We start from the raw sequence: 20736 nt of genomic DNA, 5'->3' as shown, positions 1-20736 counted from the left end.
TTCCCCTGGTGGCAAGAAGGCGTGTGGATGCGGCGGCAGGATGCGGCCGGCGGCCGCGATGTCAGGCCGGCCCGGCGACGATGCGCGCATCGTGCAGGCGGCCGACCTCGGCCTCGTTCAAGCCGAGGACGTCGAGCAGGATCTCGTCGGTGTGTTCCCCGAGTCGCGGTGCCGGCATCGGCGGCAGGCGCGGCACCCGGCTGAAATCGAGCGGCGTTGCCGGCATCAGGTAGGAGCCGATGCCCGGTTGTTCGACGAGCGAGAACATCGGATTGTCGGTCGAACAGTCGGGGTCGAGCGCGATCGCTTCACGCACGCTGCGGTACGGACCCCAGGTGACGCCATGCGCATCGAGTGTCTGTGCCACCTCGGCGAGCGTGCGGGCGTGAAACCACGGTTCGAGCAGGGCGGCGATCTGCTGCCGCGCGCGATAGCGGTTGCCCTCGTTCTCGAGGTCGAAGCCGAGGCGGGCAGCGAGGGCGGCGATCGCCTCGCGCAGACCGGTGGCCTTCAGCAGGCGGTGCCATTGCATCGCCGTCAGGCCGACGATCATCAGCCGCTTGCCGTCGAGCGTCGCGAAGTCGCGGCCGAAGGCGCCGTAGAGATAGTTGCCCTGCCGTGGCCGGTCGCTGTCATTGACCATCACCTCGGCCAGCATGCCGAAATTGCCGAGCATCGCCAGCGCCACGTCCTTCAGGGCCAGACGGACGAGTTGTCCTTCGCCGCTCAGCCGCCGATGCCGCTCGGCGGCGAGCAGGCCGACGGCGATCATCTGGCCGCTGATGAAATCCCAGGCTGGGAAGACGTGATTGACCATCTCCGGCGAACTGAGCGGTCCGGTCATCATCGGCAGGCCGACCTGCGGGTTCAGCGTGTAGTCCACTTCCGAACTGCCGTCACGGCGCCCGCTGAGGTGGACCATGATCAGGTCCTTGCGGTGCGCCTGCAGTGCCTCGTAGGCCAGCCAGCCCCTGGCCGGGAAGTTCGTGCTGAAGAGCCCTGCCTGCTCGCCCGGAGCACAGATCAGCTGCGTCAGCAGTTCCTGTCCACGCGGGAAGCGGAAATCGACGACGATCGAGCGCTTGCCCTTGTTCAGACCGGCCCAGAACAGGCTGTGCCGACCATCGAGGGTCAGCGGCCAGCGACCCTGGTCGAGGCCGCCACCAGGCGGGTCGAAGCGGATGACCTCGGCACCAAGTTGCGCGAGCGTCATCCCGCCGAGTGGCGCGGCGACGAAAGCCGAGCCCTCGACGACTCGCAAACCGCTGAGAATTCCCTGCATCGTAGGCTCGACTCCGTGGTGTCAGATGACGCGCTTGCGGCGCAGTTCTTCGATTCCGGCCGCGTCGAGGCCGAGCAGTTCGTGCAGCACCTCGTCGGTATGCTGTCCCAGCCGCGGTCCCAGGTGTTTGATGCGTCCCGGCGTCAGCGACAGCCGCGGCAGCACGGATGGCACGATGACCGTCTCGCCGATGTCCGGCTCGTCCATCGCGACCAGGTTGCGCCGGGCATGGAACTGTCGATCGCCGAAGATGTCCGCGATGCTGTTCAGCGGCCCGGCCGGTGCGCCGGCGGCGAAGCAGCGATCGAGGATCTCGTCGCGATGCAGCGAGCCGCACCAGTCGCGGACGATCTCGTTCACATCGTGCCGGTTTTCCAGCCGTGTCTTCTGGTCGCCGTAGACGTGTGGTGCCGCCAGCTCCGGTCGGCCCATGGCCGTCGCCAGCCGTTCGAAGAGTTTGTCGGTGACGCACGAGATCGCCACCCACTTGCCGTCATCCTTGGTTGGGAAGTGTCCGTGTGGACACGCGAAATCGTTGTGCGTCGGCCCGTGCCGCTCGCGCACGCGGCCGAACATGCCGTAAGCCGGAGCCAACTCGTCGGTGCAGCGAAAGACCGACTCGTAGAGTGCGGCGTCGATGTACTGTCCCTGGCCGGTGCGGTCACGGTGGCGCAGGGCCATCAGGATGCCGAGGCAGCCGTAGAGGCCGGTGAGATAGTCGCCAAGCGTCGTCGATCCCGGTGTCACCGGCGTGCCGCGCGGCATCCCGGAGAGGAAGGCGATGCCGCCGACGGCGTGCGCGACGCGGGCGAAACCGGGCCGGTCGCGGTAGGGGCCGGTCTGGCCGTAACCGGTGACGCGCAGCATGATCAGCCGCGGGTTGATCTGCCGCAGCACCTCCCAGCCGAGCCCCCATTTCTCGAGCGTGCCAGGGCGGAAGTTCTCGCACAGCACATCCGACTTCTCGATCAGCGCCTTGAACAGTTCGCCACCTTCGGGCAGGCGCAGGTCGATGGTCACCGATTTCTTGTTGCGCGCTTCGCTCAGCCAGGCGAGCGTGTCCTTGCGGCGCGTCGGCGTGCCGAAGTGGCGCATCGGGTCGCCGCCCTGCGGATTCTCGACCTTCAGGACCTCGGCCCCGAACTCGCCCAGGATGCTGGCGCTGTAGGGCGCGGCAATCACCGTCGCCGCGTCGATGACACGGATGCCGGCGAGCGGCAATCGATCTTCCGCGTCTTCTGTCTTGGGCATGGCTGTCCTTGCTGTGCTATGGCTTCAGATGATCCGGCGCTGCCGCAGGCGCCTGATTTCCTGCGCCGGGATGCCGAGCAACTCGCGCAGGATCTCGTAGGTGGCGTTGCCCAGCGGCGGCCCGAGGTTGGCGATTCGGCCCGGGGTCTCGGAGAGGGTGGGAACGACGCCAGGGATGACGACTTCGCCAAGTCCTTCCTCGCACAGCCGGGCGAGGTTGCCGCGAGCCTGGAAGTGTTCGTCCTCGAAGATGTCGGCGATACTGTTCAGCTTGCCGACCGGCACCTCGCCGTCGATGCAGCGTTGCATCACCTGCTCGCGGTTCAGCGAGCCAACCCATTCGATCACCAGCCGGTTGACCTCGTCACGTGCCGCCAGGCGCTGGCGCTGGTTGCCGTAGCGATCGGCGGCAGCGAGTTCGGGTTTGCCCATCACGGCAGCGAAACGTTCGAACATCCGGTCGGTCGTGCAGGCGATCGCCACCCACTTGTCGTCGACCGTGCGAAAGTGTCCGTGCGGCACGGCGACGAAGCTGCCGGCGCCTTCGCGCTCGCGGACCTTGCCGAAGAGGCCGTAGGCCGCGGCGATCTCGTCCATCTGGCGGAAGACCGCCTCGTAGATGGCGATGTCGATGATCTGTCCCTCACCACTGACTTCACGATGGCGCAAAGCGAGCAGGATGCCGATTGCACCATAGAGGCTCGAAAGGTAGTCGCCGAGCGGCGCGGTGCCCGGGACCACCGGTGTTTCCCCCGGGAAGCCGGCGAGATAGGACAGGCCGGCGAAGCCGTGCGCGATATGGGCAAAACCCGAGCGCCGGCGGTACGGTCCGCTCTGCCCGTAGCCCGAGACACGCAGCATCACCAGGCCGCGATTGGCCTGTCGCAGTTCCTCCCAGCCGAGCCCCCACTCCTCCATCGTCCCGGGGCGGAAGTTCTCGATCAGGACATCGGACTTGCCGACGAGCTTCAGGAACAGCTCGACCCCTTCGCGTTGCCGCAGGTCGAGGGTCACCGACTTGCGGTTGCGGCCTTCGCTGAGCCACGCCAGGGTCGCGTCGTGACGTTTCGACGCCGTGCCGAAGCGTCGCATCGGATCGCCGGCGACCGGATGTTCCACCTTGAGAACCTCGGCGCCGAACTCGCCCAGGATCGATGCCGCATGGGGACCGGCGAGGAAGGTGCCGACGTCGATGACACGCAGGCCGCTCATCGGCAGTTGCTCGCCGTCCGGCGGGCGTTCACGCTCGTCCTCGGACGACGGCCCGCCTGTCGCGGCCAGTTCGTCCCTCGCGTCACCTGTCAACGCAGCGTGCTGTCTGGCAGGTTTGGTCGAGTCTGGCTCCACTGTCATTGCCGATCCTCCCTGCTGTTCCTCCGGCGATCCGGCCATCTCTGCCGGCCATCGCCGCCACCCCTCGCGGTCGCCGGTGGGCCGCTGCCATCGTCGCGCGCCGGGCGCGAGCGTTGTGCAGATCGCCAGGCACTTGCCACCCGGAGTCAACGAAGCCTCGAAGTATAGTTTCAAAAAGCAGTGGCCGATACAGCTTGCGTTGCCTTGTCGCAGTGGGCGGCGGGCAACCGGACAGCGTCTGCGGTTTGCTGGTGACGGTCTTGCGCCCGGCGGGACGGTCATTGGGCGAAGTGACCGAACGGCCGTCGCCGGCAGCTTCCCGACATCCGAACGCGGGCTGGAAAAGTGGTCGGCGATGGGCTATAGTGGTTTCGGTCGTGCGGGAATGGGCCGGCTGCCCTGTATCGTGGGGTTGAGGCGTGGCCGTGGCACCCGCAGTGGCGGCAGTCATCCTCTGTGCGAAAGTACGGCGGTGTGGGTCGCAGGCGCCTCAGGCGCCGGCAAGGGCAATCGGGGGGCGAGCGGATCCGGGGCTGCAGGTGGCCCGCAGAGGGTTTCGTTTGCCGGACAGCGACATTTGCGAGTCGAAGGTGGAACGGGACCGGCGAAGGGGAAGCCAGGGAGCAGCCTGCGGTTGCCGGGCCGTCGCCTGTCGTCCCCACTTCTGCAACGGACCCGGCTGGCGTGGTCCGGCGCCAGCCAGCGGTCGTGTCGGTGGCCATTCGCATGCCCGGTTTCCCAGTGGCCACGGCGCCCGCCAAGCGAGCGCGCCGCACGCATCCGGGTCGCTGCCGGAGCTTTCGCCTCCCTGTCGCAGCGGCGTGCCCGCCGCCCCCATGACCAACTCATCGGCCGCCTGCGACGGCGGTCCTGCAAGCGCCTCTGCCTGCCGGTCGACGCCAGACATCCTTTCCCGATCACCACTTGCCCGGCCGAGCGCGGGCGGGGGGCTGTTCGTGCATCGCTGGCGCGACTGGCACGCGAATGACGTATTCCCCTGAATTCAGCAACGATTACGGAGGCAACACATGAAGCTCACGCTGACCCCTGACGAACTGAACGCCTGCTATGGCGAGCTGCACGAGGCGAATGCAGCCTTCAAGGGGCATTACCCCGCGGATTCCTCCGAGCGGCAGCCGGTGCACACCGTTTACGGCGGCGCCAACCTGTTCAAGGCTGGCTTTGCCGGCAAACTCGGCGAGGTGGCGCTGAAGACCCTCGACACCTTTGCGCCGAACTATCACGTCTTCGCCCGCGTTCTCGGTTTGCCGGGTGCGGAGACCCTGCCCAGCAACCCCGTCGAAATCGATAGCCTGACGCGCGCGCTGGAAAGCAACCCGGAGCAGGTGCGCGAGGTCAAGCAGGCGGCCTGGCTGGCGTTCACCGTCTATAACCGGGTGGTCAAGAAGCTGCGGACCGAGCCCATCGAGGACAACCGCGTCGACTTCGAGGATGGCTACGGCAATCGGCCGGACGACGAGGAGGATGGTCACGCCGTCGCCGCTGCCGACGAGATCGCCAGGGGGATGAGCGAGAACGTTCTCTCGCCGTTCATCGGCATCCGTATCAAGACCTTTTCCGACGAGTGCAAGGTACGTTCGATCCGCACGCTCGACATCTTCCTCACCCGCCTGGCCGGGAAGACCGGCGGCCGGCTGCCGGAGAACTTCATCGTCACCCTGCCCAAGGTGACCACCCCCGAGCAGGTCGCAGCCTGCGCCGGAATCCTGGCGAAGCTCGAGGCGCGGCTGGGTTTTCCGAAAGACTCGCTGCGCATGGAGATCATGATCGAAACGACGCAGTCGATCATCAACCACCGCGGCGAGAATACGGTGCCGCTGCTGGTCGCCGCCGCTGCCGGCCGCTGTCGGTCGGCGATCTTCGGTACCTACGATTACACCGCGTCGTGCAACATCACGGCGGCGCACCAGAGCCACACCCACCCCTCGTGCGATTTCGCCCGCCACGTGCTGCAGGTCAGCCTCGCCGGCACCGGCATCACGATCAGCGATGGCGCGACCACCAGCATGCCGATCGGACCGCACAAGGCGGCCGCCGGGGCGGCCCTCTCACCGCAGCAGCTGGACGAGAACCGTGCCGTCGTGCATGGTGCGTGGAAGCTGCACTACGACAACATCATGCACTCGCTACGGCACGCCTACTACCAGGGGTGGGATCTCAATCCCGGGCAGTTGCCGGTGCGCTACGCGGCGGTCGACACCTTTTTCCTCAGTGGCCTGCAGGATGCTTCGGCGCGGCTGAACGCCTTCCTCAACAAGGCGGCGCAGGCGACGCTCGTCGGCAACACCTTCGACGATGCCGCAACGGGCCAGGGGTTGCTCAACTTCTTCCTGCGCGGCCTGGCCTGCGGTGCCATCACCGAGCAGGAAGTCCTGGCGACCGGGATCACGCTGGACGAATTGCGTTCGCGCTCGTTCGTCCGCATCGTCAATGACCGGACGCGGAAATAGACACTGCGCCGGCACCACGCAACTGGAAAGGGATGAGTGATGACTGAGGTGAACTGCGGGATACAGGGGGCGTTGCCGTATCTCGATGCCGCCGATGCGGCGATCAGGAAAGCGCTGCTCTGGATGAAGCAGCAGTGCACGGGCAGCAAGGGCGTATCGGGCGAGAAACTCGACGCGCAGCAGATGGCCAGCTTCGATCTCGCCTGGTGTGCCGCCGAGGCGACCGCGGCGCGCTTTGCCGCCGATTACGCGGTGCGGGTCGTGGCTGCCGGCCAGCAGGCCGAGGGCGTCTGCCTCGAGGAGCGGATGGCGCTGGCGTTCTGCGCCGAAGCCCTGCAGAACATCCACAACCGCTTGTGGGCGAGGCCGCAGAGTTTCGGTCTCGGCGAGGCGGACGTTGCCGCGCTCGCCTCGTCCGGCCTCAGCCGTTTCTGCCAGGTGCAGCTCGATGCCGCTCATCTCGAAGCGCTCGGTCGCGATGTCGTCGCGCTGAACGGTGCCAGCGGCGCCTACATGCTCAGCGACGACGCGACGATGATGCAGGATTCGTTCCGCAAGCTGGCGACGAACGTGGTGATGCCGCTGGCCGAGGAGATTCACCGTCACGACCGGATCATTCCGCAGGAGATTCTCGAGCCGCTGACCGAGATGGGTTGTTTCGGCCTGTCGATCCCCGAGCGCTATGGTGGCATCCAGAGCGACGACCACGAGGACAACATGGGGATGATCGTGGTCACCGAAGAGTTGTCACGCGGCTCGCTCGGTGGCGCCGGCAGCCTGATCACGCGGCCGGAAATCCTCAGCCGTTCGTTGCTCAAGGGTGGTACCGAGGAGCAGCGCGGGAAATGGTTGCCGAAGGTGGCGATGGGCGATCCGCTGTGCGCGATCGCCGTCACCGAGCCGGATACCGGCTCCGATGTCGCGGCCATGCGCCTCAAGGCCAGCAAGTGCGAGGGTGGCTGGATTCTCGATGGGGTCAAGACCTGGTGCACGATGGCCGGCAAGGCCGGTCTGCTGCTCGTCCTCGCCCGTTCCAACCCCGACCGTTCGCTCGGCCACAAGGGCCTCAGCATGTTCCTGGTCGAGAAGGATTCGTACGAGGGACACGACTTCGAGTACCGCCAGCCCGGCGGAGGTGTTCTCAGCGGCCGTGCAATCGCCACCATCGGCTATCGCGGGATGCACTCCTACGAGGTCTTCTTCGACCATGTCTTCGTCCCCGACGAGAACCTCGTCGGCGGGCCGGAGGGCGAAGGCAAGGGTTTCTACTTCACCATGGCCGGCTTTGCCGGCGGCCGCATCCAGACCGCGGCGCGTGCCATCGGCGTCATGCAGGCCGCCTTCGAGAGGGCGGTCTCCTATGCCCAGGAGCGCAAGGCTTTCGGCAAGCCGATCGGCGACTTCCAGCTGACGCGTGTCAAGCTGGCGCGCATGGCGACGCTGCTGACCGTCTCGCGCCAGTTCACCTATGCCGTCGGTCGCCTGATGGACCAGGGCGGTGGGCAGATGGAAGCGAGCATGGTCAAGCTGTTCACCTGTCGCACCGCCGAATGGCTGACGCGTGAGGCGATGCAGATTCACGGCGGCATGGGCTACGCCGAGGAGACGGCGGTCAGCCGCTACTTCCTCGATGCGCGCGTGCTGTCGATCTTCGAGGGGGCCGAGGAAACCCTGGCCCTCAAGGTCATCGCCCGCTCACTGATCGACGCCGTCTGACACGGGCCGGCGCCGCCACCGCGTCTTGCAAGAGGAGGTTTCCATGTCGCAGGCAATTCGTTTCCGACCGCAGGTCGAACTCGCGCCGACGCTCGCGGTGGCGGTCGACCAGGTCCGTCATCCGCACTATGGCCGTTATCTGGAGGAGTTCGAGCCCGGACAGGTCTTCGTCCACCCGCGTGGCTTCACTTTCTTCCGGGCGCAGATGGAAGCCTTCGCGCGGACCTACATGCAGTGCAATCCGCTCTACCTGAACGAGGAGTTTGCCCGTGCGACCGGCTTCGCCGGTCTGCCGGCGTCGCCGCAGATGGTCTTCAACGTCGTTCTCTCGCTCGGCGTGCAGAACGACTCGGAGAAGGCGATGGCAAACCTCGGCTACTACGATGCGCAGTTTCTGCGGCCGGTGTATGCGCAGGATACGATCCGCTCGCTGACCAAGGTCATCGACCGCAAGGAGCGCGGCGCCGGCAAGCCGGGGATCGTCACCATCCGCACGCTGGGCATCAACCAGAACGACGAGGTCGTTCTCCAGTACCAGCGCAAGATCATGGTTGCCGGGCAGGGCGGCCGTCCGCCGACGACACCGTTGCCGGCGTCGGCGGACGGGCGGATGCCGGCGTTCCCCTGGGTCGACGACGCCGAGGTCTTCCTGCCCCGCTTCCCTGCCGTCCTGCCGGCCGGGCTCAGCGGCCCGCGTTCCGGCTTCGAGGATTTCACGGTCGGCGAGATCATCGTTCATGCCAACGGGCGGACGATCACCGACGAGCACCTGGCGCTGACCTATGCGGTCGGCAACACCCATCCGCTGCATTTCGACCGCGTCTTCAGTTCGGGACTGTCGGGAAAGATGAGCGGCGATCCGATCGTCTACGGCGGCCTCGTCTTTGCCTGGCTGGAGGGCCTTGCCAGCCGCGATGTCAGCGACAACAGCGTCTGGGAACTCGGTTTCACCGAGGGCTACCACACGCAGCCGTCGATCGCCGGCGACACCGTCGCCGCGCTGTCGCGCGTGTTGGCGTGCGAGGATGCTCCGGGCGATCTCGCCGGCCGCTTCGGGGTCGTCAGCTTCCAGCTCATCGGTGTCAAGAACGTCAGCGCCGCCGTCGCGCTGGCGAGCCATGGTGCCGATCTGTTCATCAAGGAGAACGACAAGAAGGATCTCGGCAAGGAAAAGATCGACGAGAAGATTTTTGAGATCGAGCGGCGTCTCTTGATCAGGAAGAGGAGGTAGTCATGGTTGCCCCGCGCAGGAAGAAGGACCAGCCGTGGTTGATGCGGACCTACAGTGGTCACAGCTCGGCCAGAGCGTCCAACGCGCTCTATCGTACGAATCTCGCCAAGGGGCAGACCGGCCTGTCGGTCGCCTTCGACCTGCCGACGCAGACCGGCTACGACGCCGACAGTCCACTGGCGCGCGGCGAGGTGGGCAAGGTCGGTGTACCGATCTCGAGCATCGCGGACATGGATCAGTTGTTCGACCAGATCCCGCTCGACCAGATGAACACCTCGATGACGATCAACGCCACCGCGGCGTGGCTGTTGTCGCTGTACATCGGTCTCGCGCAGCGGCGGGGAATCGATCCGAAGACGCTCAGCGGCACCACCCAGAACGACATCATCAAGGAATACCTGTCACGCGGCACCTACATCTACCCGCCGGGCCCGTCGATGCGGCTGATCGCCGACACGATCAACTACACGGTGAAGAACGTGCCGAAGTGGAACCCGACCAACGTCTGCAGCTACCACCTGCAGGAGGCGGGAGCGACGCCGGTGCAGGAACTCGCTTATGCCTTGTGCACGGCGATGGCGGTTCTCGACCGGGTCAAGGCTTCAGGCGAAATCCCGCCGGACGAGTTTCCGCAGGTCGTCGAGCGCATCTCGTTCTTCGTCAATGCCGGCATCCGCTTCATCGAGGAATGCTGCAAGCTGCGGGCATTCGGCGAAATGTGGGACGAGCTGACACTGACCCGCTATCAGGTCCAGGATGCGAAGCTGCGTCGCTTTCGCTATGGCGTGCAGGTGAACTCGCTCGGCCTGACCGAGGCGCAGCCGGAAAACAACGTGCAGCGGATCGTCCTCGAGATGCTGGCGGTCGCGCTCTCCAAGCGGGCGCGCGCACGTGCGATCCAGCTGCCGGCTTGGAACGAGGCGATGGGTCTGCCGCGTCCGTGGGATCAGCAATGGGCGCTGCGGATACAGCAGGTGATGGCTTTCGAGACCGATCTCCTCGAGTATGAGGACATCTTCGACGGATCGCCGGTGATTGCCGCCAAGGTCGGCGAACTGATCGCCGGAGCCCGGCGCGAGATCGAGAACGTCGAAGCGCAGGGCGGCATCATTGCCGCGATCGAGTCGGGCTACATCAAGCGCGAACTGGTCGGTAGCCACATGAGCCGCCTGCGCGCCATCGAGGCGGGTGAGCTGAAGATCATCGGCGTCAACTGTTTCCACGAGACAGCCGAGTCACCGCTGACTGCCGGCAGCGATGGCGCCATCATGAAGTCCGACCCGGCAGCCGAGCGGCAGCAGATCGAAAGGCTGCAGGAGCATCGCCGGCAGCGCAGCGATGCCGACGTGCGCGCTGCCCTGCAGGGGCTGGCCGACGCGGCGAAGAGCGGCGACAACATCATGCCGAACTCGATCCGCTGCGCGCTGGCAGGTGTCACCACCGGCGAGTGGGGTGATTCGCTGCGCGCCGTCTTCGGCGAGTTCCGGCCGCCGACGGGGGTCGACATCGCCATCGACAGTCGCGAGGTGCTCGGCAGGAAGGATCAGGTGACCGACCTCAGGGAGCGGGTCGCCCGCACCGGCAACGCGCTGGGCCGCCCGCTGAAGCTGTTGGTTGGCAAACCGGGGCTCGATGGCCATTCGAACGGCGCCGAACAGGTGGCGGTCAAGGCACGCGACGTGGGTTTCGAGGTCGTCTACGACGGCATCCGGCTGACGCCGCAGCAGATCGCCCAGGCGGCGCAGGAGGAAGGGGTGCACGTCGTCGGGCTGTCGATCCTCTCGGGAAGCCACATGGAACTGGTCGGGTCGGTGCTGCAGGAACTGCGCGCCCGTGATCTGGCGGGCCTGCCGGTGGTTGCCGGCGGCATCATCCCGCCCGCGGACGCCGAGCGGTTGCTGGCGCTTGGGGTGCGCGCGATCTACACGCCGAAGGACTTCAACCTGAACGCGATCATGGGCGACATCGTCGACGTCGTGCGGGAAACCAACGGTCTCGAGCGGCTGGGTGGACTCTCCTGAGAGGTCGATGACGAACCTGGTCCTTCCCGATCCCGAACGGCTCGCGGCCCGGATCCAGGGCGGTGAGCGGGCGGCCGTTGCCAGTGGCCTGAACCTGCTGGACAACCGCCTGCCGGCGGCGCGCAGCCACGCGGTGCGGCTGCTCGCATGCCTGTCCGGAGAGCGTTCGCTGAGCGCGGGGCACCTGATTGGCGTCACCGGACCGCCGGGTGCCGGCAAGTCGTCGCTGGTGTCGGCGATGATCCGCGAATGGCGGCTCGCCGGCAGGACGGTCGGTGTTCTGGCGGTCGATCCGTCGAGTCGGCCCGAACTGGGTGGTGGCGCGCTGCTCGGCGACCGCATCCGGATCAAGAGCGTCGGGCAGGACGAGGGGCTCTTCATCCGCTCGCTTGCCAATCGCAACCAGCTGGGCGGCGTCGCCAGCGAGGTGTGGCCGATGAGCTGGCTGCTGCTGGCCTGTTTCGACGTCGTCGTCATCGAGACCGTCGGCGTCGGCCAGACGGAGATCGACATCGCCGAGATCGGCGACACCGTCTGCTATGTGGCGCAGCCAGCGTCCGGTGACACGATCCAGTATCTCAAGTCCGGGATCATCGAAATCCCCGACATCTTCGCCGTCAACAAGGCCGACCTCGGCGCCGCAGCCCGCAAGACGGCGAGCGAGATCGGTCGCAGTGCCCCGCGGCAGGATCGCCGTGAGGGCTGGGATTACCCGGTCTGCCTGCTGAGCGCGACGATGCAGACAGGTATCAAGGAGTTTCACGCGCACTTCGATCGACACCGACGCTTCCTCGTCGCGGCCGGCCTCCTCGAGCGGCAGCGCAGCCAGCACCAGAGTGGCTGGGTCTTGCGGCTGCTGAAGGAGGAGTTCGGCACTTTCGGCCTGGGGCTGCTCGGCGGCCGTACCACCATCGAGGAGCGGCTGGGCGCGTGTCGATCGAGTCAGTTCGAGGAGTACGAGCGTATGCGAGAGCATATTCTTTCCCGTTTGCTGTCGGTCAACCAACCGACCCTTTCACCATAAGAGGAGCATCTGATGAGCAAGCAACTGTATGCACTTGGCGAACTGCCTCCGTTGGGCGAAGTCCCGGAGAAGATGCACGCCTGGCTGATCCGCCCGGAGCGCTTTGGCAAGCCGACCGAGGCATTTCAGCAGGAAGTGGTCAACACGCCGGCGATTGCCGACGACGAGGTGCTGGTCCTTGTGATGGCGGCCGGCATCAACTACAACAATGTCTGGGCCGCGCTCGGAATTCCGGTCAACGTGATTGCCGCCCGCAACAAGGCGGGTGAACCCGAGGATTTCCACATCGGTGGCAGCGATGCTTCGGGCATCGTGTACCGGGTCGGCAAGGACGTCACCAATGTCAAGGTCGGTGACGAGGTGGTCATGCACTGCGGTCAGTGGAGCCGCAACTGCGAGTGGGTAAGGAACGGCGGCGACCCGATGTACTCGCCGAGCTTCCGTATCTGGGGCTATGAGACCAACTATGGCAGCTTTGCCCAGTTCACCCGGGTGCAGGGTCATCAGTGCATGCCGAAGCCCAAGCACATGACTTGGGAAGAGTCGGCAGCCTACACGCTGGTGGCGGCGACCGCGTGGCGGATGCTGCACGGCTGGGGCGCCAGTTCGATCAAGAAGGGTGATGTGGCGCTGATCTGGGGGGGGGCGGGAGGACTCGGCTCGATGGCGATCCAGATTGCCAAGGCCGTCGGCGCCACTTCGGTCGCCGTCGTCTCGGGCGAGGACAAATACGACTACTGCATGAAGCTCGGTGCCAAGGGCTGCATCAACCGCAACGACTTCGACCACTGGGGCATGCTGCCACACTGGAAGGACAACGCCGGCTACGCCAAGTGGCTCAAGGGAGTGCGCGCCTTCGGTTCGAAGATCTGGGAGATCCTGGGTGAGCGGCGGGCACCCAACGTCGTTTTCGAGCATCCCGGCGAGACGACCATTCCGACTTCGATTTTCGTTTGTGAGACTGGCGGCATGGTCGTGGTCTGCGCCGGCACGACCGGCTACAATGCGACGGTCGATCTGCGCTACCTCTGGATGCGGCAGAAGCGACTGCAGGGATCGCATTTCGCCAATGCCGTGCAGTCCAACGAGATGAATCAGCTGGCGCTGCGTGGCCAGCTCGATCCCTGCATGTCGCGTGCCTTCGCCTACGAGGAACTGCCGCTTGCCCATCAATTGATGCACGACAACAGGCACCCGCACGGCAACATGTCCGTTCTCATCAGCGCCACGCAGTTTGGTCTCGGCGTCAGCGGCAAGGCGCCGGTGACCATCGTTCACCCGACGCTGCCGAAGGGCGACGTCCATACGACGCCGGCACCGTACCCGATGTCGGTTCCGCTGCCGAGCATCGCCGAAGGCGAGCCGATCACCATCGCCGACGACGGCACCCGTGTCCGCGACCTGATGCATCGCGGCATCATCTCCTGCACTCCGGACGACACCGTTGGTGTGGTCGCCAGGCTGATGGTCGAGAAGGAAATTCACGCGGTCGTGGTGATGGATGCCGAAGGCAACGCGGTGGGGGTCGTGTCGCAAACCGACATGGTGCTGGCGCGGCAGGGGAGGACGCCAGAGCAGGCGCGGTCGATGCTGGCACGCGAGGTGATGACGCCCGGCTGCGCGACCTGCGACGCCGACATGCTGTTGAGCGACGCGGTCAGCCTGTTGACTGCACGGCGGATGCATCGCCTGGTGGTCACCGAGAAGGATCAACCGGTTGGGGTCATCTCGATGACCGATGTCGTGCGCAAGATCATCGGCGAATGAGTTGCGCTTGTTCGCGTTGATCGGATGTCGTGTCTTCCCCTCCCTGCGCCGGGGAGGGGAATGAGCACGAGTCACGGCGACGTCGCCCTGATCCTGCCGGCACCCTTCCTTGCCCTCGCAGCAGGGAAGGGCGGCCTGTTTTCCGGACCACCTGAACCCCAGCCATGAAAGCCATCGTTTGCCATGCGCTCACCGGACCCGACGCGTTGCGCCTCGACGATGTTCCCGAGCCTCGTCCCGGTCCTGGGCAGGTGCGGATTCGCGTTCGCGCCTGTGGTGTCAATTTTGCCGACAGCCTGGTCACCCGCGGCCAGTACCAGAAGCAGCCGCAGCCGCCGTTCAGCCCGGGTTTTGAAGTGGCCGGCGAGGTTGTCGAAAGTGGCGCCGGCGTGCAGAGTCTCGCCGTCGGCGACCGGGTGATCGCCCTCACACCGTACGGCGGTTACGCCGAGCAACTGGTGGCCGATGTGAACCGCTGCGTGGTGATGCCGGCAGCGATGTCGTGGGAGGACGCTGCCGCGTTTCCGGTGGTCTTCGGCACCTCGCATGTCGCCCTGTGGCATCGGGCGCGCCTGCGTGCCGGGGAAACGCTGGTCGTGCATGGCGCGGCGGGCGGTGTTGGTCTGACTGCCGTCGCCATCGGCAAGCTGTTGCAGGCGAGGGTCATTGCCACCGCCAACGGGCAGGCGAAGCTGCAGGTGGCGCGCGAACACGGCGCTGACCACCTGATCGACAGTGGGGTGGACGATGTCCGCCTGCGGATCAGGGAGCTGACCGGCGGTCGCGGTGCCGACGTGGTCTATGATCCGGTTGGCGGCAACTTGTTCACCGCCTCCTTGCGCAGCATGGCCTTTGAAGGCCGGATCCTGGTAATTGGGTTCGCGGGCGGTGGCGTCCCGCAGATCCCCGCCAATCACCTGCTCGTCAAGAACGTGGACGTGATCGGCGTCAATTGGCCCGCCTACGCCGAGATGCACCCGCAGCTGATGGGCGAGAGCTTCCGCAAGCTGATGCAGTGGGTGGTCGACGGCGCAATCAGGCCCCATGTTTCCGCGACCTATCCACTTGCACGGGCGGTCGAGGCCCTGAATCAGGTGCTCAGCCGCAAGTCGACGGGTAAAGTCGTGATTGTGATGAACTAGCCATGGCCGGCAGCGCCGATCGGCCTTCCGACCGTGCTGCGTGCTGCCGGCTCACCGAGGAGCGGTCCGCCGCGACAATGCTTTGCTTCCCGCGGTTGTGATCGTCGTCCTGGCGAGAGACCAGGCGCACGGCAGGACCCGCGGGATGATCAGACGGGCGCTGGCAGTCGCGAGCGCCTTTTTCCCAGGCGCGGCCAAATCCGCGCCGATGTTCAGCAGAAAGGACTGTCATGAATCCACAAAACGGTTACGACATTGAAGACCTGTCGGTCGGAATGAGCGCGGAAACTGCCAAGACCATCACCGATGCCGATCTCGTGCTCTTCGCGGGGGTATCGACGGACGTCAATGCGGTTCATATGGACGAGGAGTTCGGTCGCACGACGATGTTTGGCGGCCGCATCGCGCACGGCATGCTGTCGGCCAGCCTGATCTCGGCGGTGTTGGGAAATCGCCTGCCCGGCCCCGGAACGATCTACATGAATCAGTCGCTGCGCTTCCGCGCCCCGGTTCGTCCCGGCGACACGGTGCGCGCCAGGGTCACCGTCAAGGAAGTGATCGAAGACAAGTGCCGGGTGGTGCTCGATACCGTGTGCACCGTCGGCGACAAGGTGGTCATCGACGGCGAAGCCACCTTGATGGCGACCTCCCGCAAGAAGCGCGAGGCCGGCAAGTAGTCGGTTGCAGCGATCGAGCGCGTGCCGGCGGCCGCCTTCCGGTTTCGTCTCGCGCGAAGCCGGAAGCGGCGGCCGCTCTGCGTCGACAGGCAGACAGAAGATCGATTCGCGACGAAACAGGTACACGGCAGCGACAAAGCGCGAGACAATCGGCCTGTGCCGGCAGCAGCGGGCGTCCTTCGTCCTGCTGCGGCGGGAACCGTGCCGATGATCAGCAGGAAGGACTGCCATGAATCCCCAGAACCATCAGGATGTCGAAGCGCTGTCGATCGACATCAGTGCGGCAACGGAGAAGATCGCCGCTGCGGTCCTGATGCCCACCTCGCTCGGCAAGCGAATGGCGGGGTGCAAGTAGATGAGCAACCCCGGCAGCGACTTCAGTGCCTGGATCGGTCGTCAGCATAGCACTGACGACGATCTCGGGCTGGCGGCAGTGCTGGCGGCCGCGGCGACGCTCGGCGATGGCTCTGAGAGCTTTACCTGCGGCAGTGCGCTGCCGCCGCTCTGGCACTGGTTCTACTTCCTGCCTCAGGTGCCGCAGGCGCACCTCGGTGTCGACGGGCATCCGCAGCGCGGCGGCTTCATGCCGCCGATTCCTTTCCCGCGACGGATGTTCGCCGGCGCGCGGTTGCGCTTTCACGCGCCGTTGCTGCTCGGCCAGTCGGCGCGACGCGTCACCACCATTCTCGATGTACGCTTGAAGAGCGGACGCTCCGGCTCACTGGCCTTCGTTTCGCTGCACCACGGCTACCATCAGGGCGATCGCCTGTGCATCGACGAAGAGCAGGACATCGTCTACCGCGAACCGGGTCCGGCGCTGCCTGCGCCGACGGTCGTCGACTGGCCGCCGCTGCCGGCGGCAGCCTGCGCACGTATCGTCACGCCCGATCCGAGGCTGCTCTTCCGCTTCTCGGCGCTGACCTTCAACGCCCACCGGATCCATTACGATCGTCCGTACGCGATCGACGAGGAGGGCTACCCTGGCCTCGTCGTGCACGGTCCGCTGACCGCCGTGCTGCTGCTGGACCTGCTGCGACATCAGGTGACACGCCCGGTGCAGGAATACAGTTTTCGCGGCCTGGCGCCGCTCTTCGACCTGGCGCCCTTCCGGCTGGTGTGCACCCAGGAGGATGGCGGCTATGCGCTCGCGGCGCAGGGGCCCGACGGCACGTTGGCGATGAGCGCCAGGGCTGTGCTCGCCGAGGCGGCCGGGTAGTCGAAGCCAGCGGCGGCGACGCCATGGCCATGGGTGTCGACGGCGGACTGCAGCCGGCCAGTGGTCGAGGCTTTCGTGAGCAGGGTTGCTGCCGCAGATCTCCGCCGTCAGCGGAGGCTTTCGACGAGATGATGTATGCGTGTCGTCTGATCGCGTGGCCAAGGTGTTCTCGGATCGGTATCGAGCTCACGCGCACGCTTGCAGGCATCCGCGATGTTGCCGTTGGTTACGAGCGCAGCTACGTCGAAATGGCTCTTGGTGCGGAATCCAGGCCATTCGCGGGCCAAAGAGCGACAACAGTCTTGACAGTCAGCAAATGGGCGGTTCGGCAAGAGAGGCAACCACAGCCAGAGTTCGAAACACGGATTGCTCAGTGCTAGGTGGTAGCGGCTTCTTTGCCTGCCGATCAGCGCCCAAGCGGCGACGAGTTCGTCCTCACTCCAAGTGTCGCGATCGACGACCACCCAATACTCGGTGTCTGGACCGGGCTGGTACCGGCGTTCGTTTTCCGTGAGGCGCTCGCCGACCTCAAGCGGGCTGGTCTTGTGCCTTGGGTTGTCAAGGACTTTCAACCGAAAGGTCCCGTGACGTCCAGGTTGAAAGGCGGCGAAGTACAACGGCTCCGTCGCATCGCCCTCGGCAGCAATGACGAACAGGCGCTTGGTCCTTCTGAAAGCGCTGCGCCGGGAGATCAAGTGCCACCTCTGGTCTTTGCTGACACAGCGACCGGATCACTGGGAGGCTGCGTCTCGCCGTCGACCGCGGCTATTGATGCGCGGCGGCCACGCGCTCGTAGCGGTGCTAGGTGCGGGATGCCAGAAAAGCGACCTTCCAGATAGGCTTTTCGAATGTCTCTGTCGGCGCGCAGCGTGCTCAGTTCCTCGGTCATCTCGGCACCCATGCGGCTGCTTGCGAGTGGCTGTTCGCGCAGTTCGACACCTGTGACGCCCGTGCCAGAACGGCTGAGCAGATCGATCGTATGGTCACGCAAGTCGCGCCTATTCGATCCTTCCAGTTCGAGCGAGACATACGGGGCGCCAGGTTCCAAAATGATCAACTGGTCGCGGAACCAGGGGAAAACCGGTGCCAGCAGGCCGAGGTTGCGGTCCATGGCTTCGTGTAGAAAGAGCTGATTCGGCGCTGTACCCTTGGCGACGAAGCGGGCAACTGCCGGTCATCATCCCCGACCCCAGGCCCTGCCCAGGCGTCGAGGGAGAAGTCGGGCTTGCCTCCGTCCGTACCTCGCCATCTCGGTCTTCTCCTTGTCGCCCCCTCGTCTCAGATCCTATCGAGGCGGCAACTAGTCTGGCACAGCGGGGCTGCCTGCAGGCACGCCACAGCGTGGCCTCCCTGGCCGGAACGGTCGCGACTGGCAGCGACCGCCGACGCCGTTCCGGAGAAAGCGGGTCGACCCGCGTAAGCGCCGTGTCAGCAAGCTTCGCCATCCTGCGCGGGTGGTCGGGGTCGCCGCCATTGGGTGGCGCCCGGGGCGTCACGCGAGGAGGGCGGCATGAAGCTGGCCGGAGCATTGTTGTGGGTAGCCCTGATCTGGGGTGGAGCGGTTGCAGCGAGCGAGGTAGGCGTCACCGACAAGAGCATCCTGATCGGCATGACGGCGCCGTTTTCCGGTCCCAGCGGACCGTACGGGCTGGACATGAAGATGGTCATCAACGCCTATTTCCGGCAGATCAACGACGCCGGCGGCGTGCATGGCCGGCGGCTCGACCTGCGCAGCCTCGATGATGGCTACGAGACCGAGCGCACGGTCGCCAACACCAAGGCACTGATCGCCCAGGAGCAGGTCTTCGCGCTTCTCGCGTTCTACGGCTCGAGCCCGACGACGGCGGCGATGAACGATGTCTTCGGCATCGCCAGGGTGCCGCTGGTGGGGACGATCTCCGGCGCCGACTCGCTTCGTCACTCGCCGCGCGACCACCCGCCCAACCGCTACATGTTCAACGTCCGTGCGAGCTACGCCGACGAGACCGAGGCGATCGTGAACCAGCTCGCCTCGCTCGGGTTCAAGAGCATTGCCGTCTTCTACCAGAACGACGGCTTCGGCAAGTCCGGTCTCGAGGGTGTCCTGGCGGCGCTCAGGAAGCACAATCAGGTGCCCGTCGCGGTGGCCACGGTCGAGCGCAACTCGGTGGATGTCGGTGGCGCCGTGCAGACCATTGCCAGGGCCAACCCGCAGGCGGTGATCATGGTCACCCTGTACAAGGCCAGCGCCGCCTTCGTGCGCGAGATGAGGAAGGCGAAGCAGAATCCGCAGTTCATGACGCTGTCGCCGGTGGGCGCCGATCTGCTGGTGCAGGAACTGGGTGACGAGGCGCGCGGCATCGGCATTTCGCAGGTCATGCCCTACCCCTGGAACGACACCCTGCCGATGGTGCGCGAGTACCACCGCCTGTTGGGCAAGCAGGCGAAGCCCTCGTACTATGGGATCGAAGCCTACGCCATGGCCAGAGTGCTGGTCGACGCGCTGCGCAAGGCGGGCAAGGAACCGACGCGCGAGAAGCTGGTGGCCGCGCTCGAGAGCATGCAGAACCACGACCTTGGCGGATACCGGGTCAGCTTTTCGCCGACCGAGCGCGCTGGTTCACGCTTCGTCGACCTGACGGTCATCGGCAGCGGCGGACGGGTGCTGCGCTGACTTGCGGCGTGCCAGTTTCCGCCTTGGTGGGACACCAGGACGGGGTAACGTCAGAATCAGGACCATGGAACATGCCCAGGGCCTCGGTGTTGCCGTTGATGTCCTTCAAAAGTGGATTGGCGCGGGCGGCGTAGCCACGCAAGCTGCCGAAAGGGCCCCGTTCGAGCGCTGAGTGCAGCGGAACGTGGTTGGCGTTGAGCCCGCTCCATGCGGCCTGCAACAGAAACTGGACCTTCACGGCCTCAAACGGGAAGACGATCTGGCCGTCCTCTGTGCGGGCGAGCACACCAGCGTTCAGCAAAGCAGTTACATCACCGTGAACGGCCTTCACGTCTCGGCCAACGCGACGCGCAGCCTGGCGAATTGATACTGGACCCGCTCCACACAATGCCTTCAGTAGCTCCCACCGCTTTTCGGTATGGAGTTGGAGGAGAAGACACAGCCGGTGTTCGTCGTGGCGACGGCGAACGACATTTCGCAGTTGCCGCCGGAGCTGCTGCGCAAGGCCGGCTCGACGGGATCTTCTTCGTCGACCTGCCGACGACCCGCAATCGCGCCGAGATCCTGATGATCCACCTGGCCCGCCGGCAGCGGTCGCCGACCGACTACGACATCGCCGCGGTGGCGCGCGCGACCGACGGCTTCAGCGGCGCCGACCCCGAAGAGGTGGTGATCAATGCGCTCTTCGAGGCGTACGACGAGAAGGACCGGACGCTGAAGACCGCGCATCTGCTGAACGCGGCGCGGGAAATCATCCCGCTGTCGCGTTCGCGGGCGCGCCAGATGGAGACGCTGCGCCAGTGGGCGGCGACCAACTGCCGGATGGCTGCGGCCACCGAGAGCGACGAGGCGGCTGGCGAGCAGGACGGCCTCTCGAGCCGGCGGGCGCGGCTGGTCGATCTCTGAAAGCCGGGCGTCTGCCGCACCGGCCC

At 65.8% G+C, this 20736-nt stretch carries 18 protein-coding genes and 2 pseudogenes; 13 read left to right on the top strand and 7 right to left on the bottom strand.

Annotation, left to right across the window (positions count from 1 at the left end; genetic code table 11):
- Nucleotides 1–61: 61 nt before the first annotated feature.
- The 3 genes from NFW30_RS12275 to NFW30_RS12265 are packed head-to-tail and all read right to left on the bottom strand — an operon-like array spanning nt 62 to nt 3745.
- Nucleotides 62–1282, bottom strand: coding sequence for a 2-methylfumaryl-CoA isomerase (locus NFW30_RS12275; RefSeq protein ID WP_295351712.1), 1221 nt, complete (start codon nt 1280–1282; stop codon nt 62–64).
- Between the two features lie 21 nt (nt 1283–1303).
- Nucleotides 1304–2533 carry a CoA transferase gene (locus NFW30_RS12270; RefSeq protein ID WP_295372173.1) on the bottom strand — a complete coding sequence of 410 codons (1230 nt, stop codon included), beginning with the start codon at nt 2531–2533 and terminating at the stop codon, nt 1304–1306.
- 24 nt (nt 2534–2557) lie between these two features.
- Nucleotides 2558–3745, bottom strand: a complete 1188-nt coding sequence (locus NFW30_RS12265) for a CoA transferase (RefSeq protein WP_295351832.1) — start codon at nt 3743–3745, stop codon at nt 2558–2560.
- 1169 nt (nt 3746–4914) lie between these two features.
- Between NFW30_RS12265 and NFW30_RS12260 the strand changes: the two genes are divergently transcribed.
- The 11 genes and pseudogenes from NFW30_RS12260 to NFW30_RS12210 all read left to right on the top strand — a co-directional run bounded on the left by NFW30_RS12260 (nt 4915) and on the right by NFW30_RS12210 (nt 17151).
- Nucleotides 4915–6357: a phosphoenolpyruvate kinase gene (locus tag NFW30_RS12260; protein WP_295351716.1), complete on the top strand. Its 1443-nt coding sequence runs from the start codon at nt 4915–4917 to the stop codon at nt 6355–6357.
- 39 nt (nt 6358–6396) lie between these two features.
- Nucleotides 6397–8073 (top strand): acyl-CoA dehydrogenase family protein, encoded by a 1677-nt coding sequence (locus NFW30_RS12255; RefSeq protein WP_295351719.1) that lies wholly within the window; start codon nt 6397–6399, stop codon nt 8071–8073.
- Between the two features lie 43 nt (nt 8074–8116).
- Nucleotides 8117–9304 (top strand): MaoC family dehydratase, encoded by a 1188-nt coding sequence (locus NFW30_RS12250; RefSeq protein ID WP_295351721.1) that lies wholly within the window; start codon nt 8117–8119, stop codon nt 9302–9304.
- 2 nt (nt 9305–9306) lie between these two features.
- Nucleotides 9307–11325 (top strand): protein meaA, encoded by a 2019-nt coding sequence (locus tag NFW30_RS12245; protein WP_295351724.1) that lies wholly within the window; start codon nt 9307–9309, stop codon nt 11323–11325.
- A 7-nt stretch (nt 11326–11332) separates the two neighbouring features.
- Complete coding sequence (locus tag NFW30_RS12240; protein ID WP_295351726.1) at nt 11333–12349, top strand: methylmalonyl Co-A mutase-associated GTPase MeaB; 1017 nt, start codon at nt 11333–11335, stop codon at nt 12347–12349.
- Between the two features lie 12 nt (nt 12350–12361).
- Nucleotides 12362–13594 (top strand): annotated as a pseudogene (gene ccrA, locus NFW30_RS12235) (crotonyl-CoA carboxylase/reductase); the annotation flags it as partial.
- An 81-nt stretch (nt 13595–13675) separates the two neighbouring features.
- Nucleotides 13676–14116: a CBS domain-containing protein gene (locus tag NFW30_RS12230; RefSeq protein WP_363322104.1), complete on the top strand. Its 441-nt coding sequence runs from the start codon at nt 13676–13678 to the stop codon at nt 14114–14116.
- A gap of 164 nt (nt 14117–14280) precedes the next feature.
- A complete protein-coding gene (locus tag NFW30_RS12225; RefSeq protein WP_295351729.1) occupies nt 14281–15258 on the top strand; it encodes an NADPH:quinone oxidoreductase family protein in 978 nt (325 codons plus the stop codon).
- Between the two features lie 230 nt (nt 15259–15488).
- Nucleotides 15489–15935: a MaoC family dehydratase gene (locus tag NFW30_RS12220; protein WP_295351732.1), complete on the top strand. Its 447-nt coding sequence runs from the start codon at nt 15489–15491 to the stop codon at nt 15933–15935.
- Nucleotides 15936–16164: 229 nt separating this feature from the next.
- Complete coding sequence (locus tag NFW30_RS12215; RefSeq protein WP_295351735.1) at nt 16165–16290, top strand: hypothetical protein; 126 nt, start codon at nt 16165–16167, stop codon at nt 16288–16290.
- A complete protein-coding gene (locus tag NFW30_RS12210) occupies nt 16291–17151 on the top strand; it encodes an acyl-CoA dehydrogenase (RefSeq protein WP_295351738.1) in 861 nt (286 codons plus the stop codon).
- Between the two features lie 107 nt (nt 17152–17258).
- On the opposite strand, the gene NFW30_RS12205 is transcribed toward NFW30_RS12210, so the two are convergent.
- Both NFW30_RS12205 and NFW30_RS12200 read right to left on the bottom strand, forming a co-directional pair.
- Nucleotides 17259–17846 (bottom strand): RloB family protein, encoded by a 588-nt coding sequence (locus NFW30_RS12205; RefSeq protein WP_295351741.1) that lies wholly within the window; start codon nt 17844–17846, stop codon nt 17259–17261.
- The gene (locus NFW30_RS12200) at nt 17843–18262 is read right to left on the bottom strand and encodes a hypothetical protein (RefSeq protein ID WP_295351743.1); all 420 of its coding nucleotides are present in this window, start codon (nt 18260–18262) and stop codon (nt 17843–17845) included. The genes NFW30_RS12205 and NFW30_RS12200 overlap by 4 nt, the downstream gene beginning before the upstream one ends.
- A gap of 399 nt (nt 18263–18661) precedes the next feature.
- Between NFW30_RS12200 and NFW30_RS12195 the strand changes: the two genes are divergently transcribed.
- Nucleotides 18662–19804, top strand: coding sequence for an ABC transporter substrate-binding protein (locus NFW30_RS12195; protein WP_295351745.1), 1143 nt, complete (start codon nt 18662–18664; stop codon nt 19802–19804).
- Here NFW30_RS12195 and NFW30_RS12190 read toward each other — a convergent pair.
- Nucleotides 19773–20240, bottom strand: a pseudogene (locus NFW30_RS12190) (FMN-binding negative transcriptional regulator); the annotation flags it as partial. The gene NFW30_RS12195 and the pseudogene NFW30_RS12190 sit on opposite strands and share 32 nt — an antisense overlap.
- Nucleotides 20198–20380, bottom strand: coding sequence for a hypothetical protein (locus NFW30_RS12185; protein WP_295351747.1), 183 nt, complete (start codon nt 20378–20380; stop codon nt 20198–20200). The gene NFW30_RS12185 and the pseudogene NFW30_RS12190, both read right to left, overlap by 43 nt.
- Between NFW30_RS12185 and NFW30_RS12180 the strand changes: the two genes are divergently transcribed.
- On the top strand, nt 20372–20710 hold the full coding sequence (locus tag NFW30_RS12180; RefSeq protein WP_295351749.1) for a hypothetical protein: 339 nt from the start codon (nt 20372–20374) through the stop codon (nt 20708–20710). The genes NFW30_RS12185 and NFW30_RS12180 overlap by 9 nt on opposite strands.
- The last annotated feature ends 26 nt before the right edge of the window (nt 20711–20736 follow it).

Origin of the sequence: Accumulibacter sp. (assembly GCF_023806635.1) — a bacterium.
In the GTDB taxonomy this organism is placed as follows: Bacteria; Pseudomonadota; Gammaproteobacteria; order Burkholderiales; family Rhodocyclaceae; genus Accumulibacter.
Note: the sequence above shows the minus strand (reverse complement) of the source record. Positions and strands in the feature narration are given on the sequence as shown.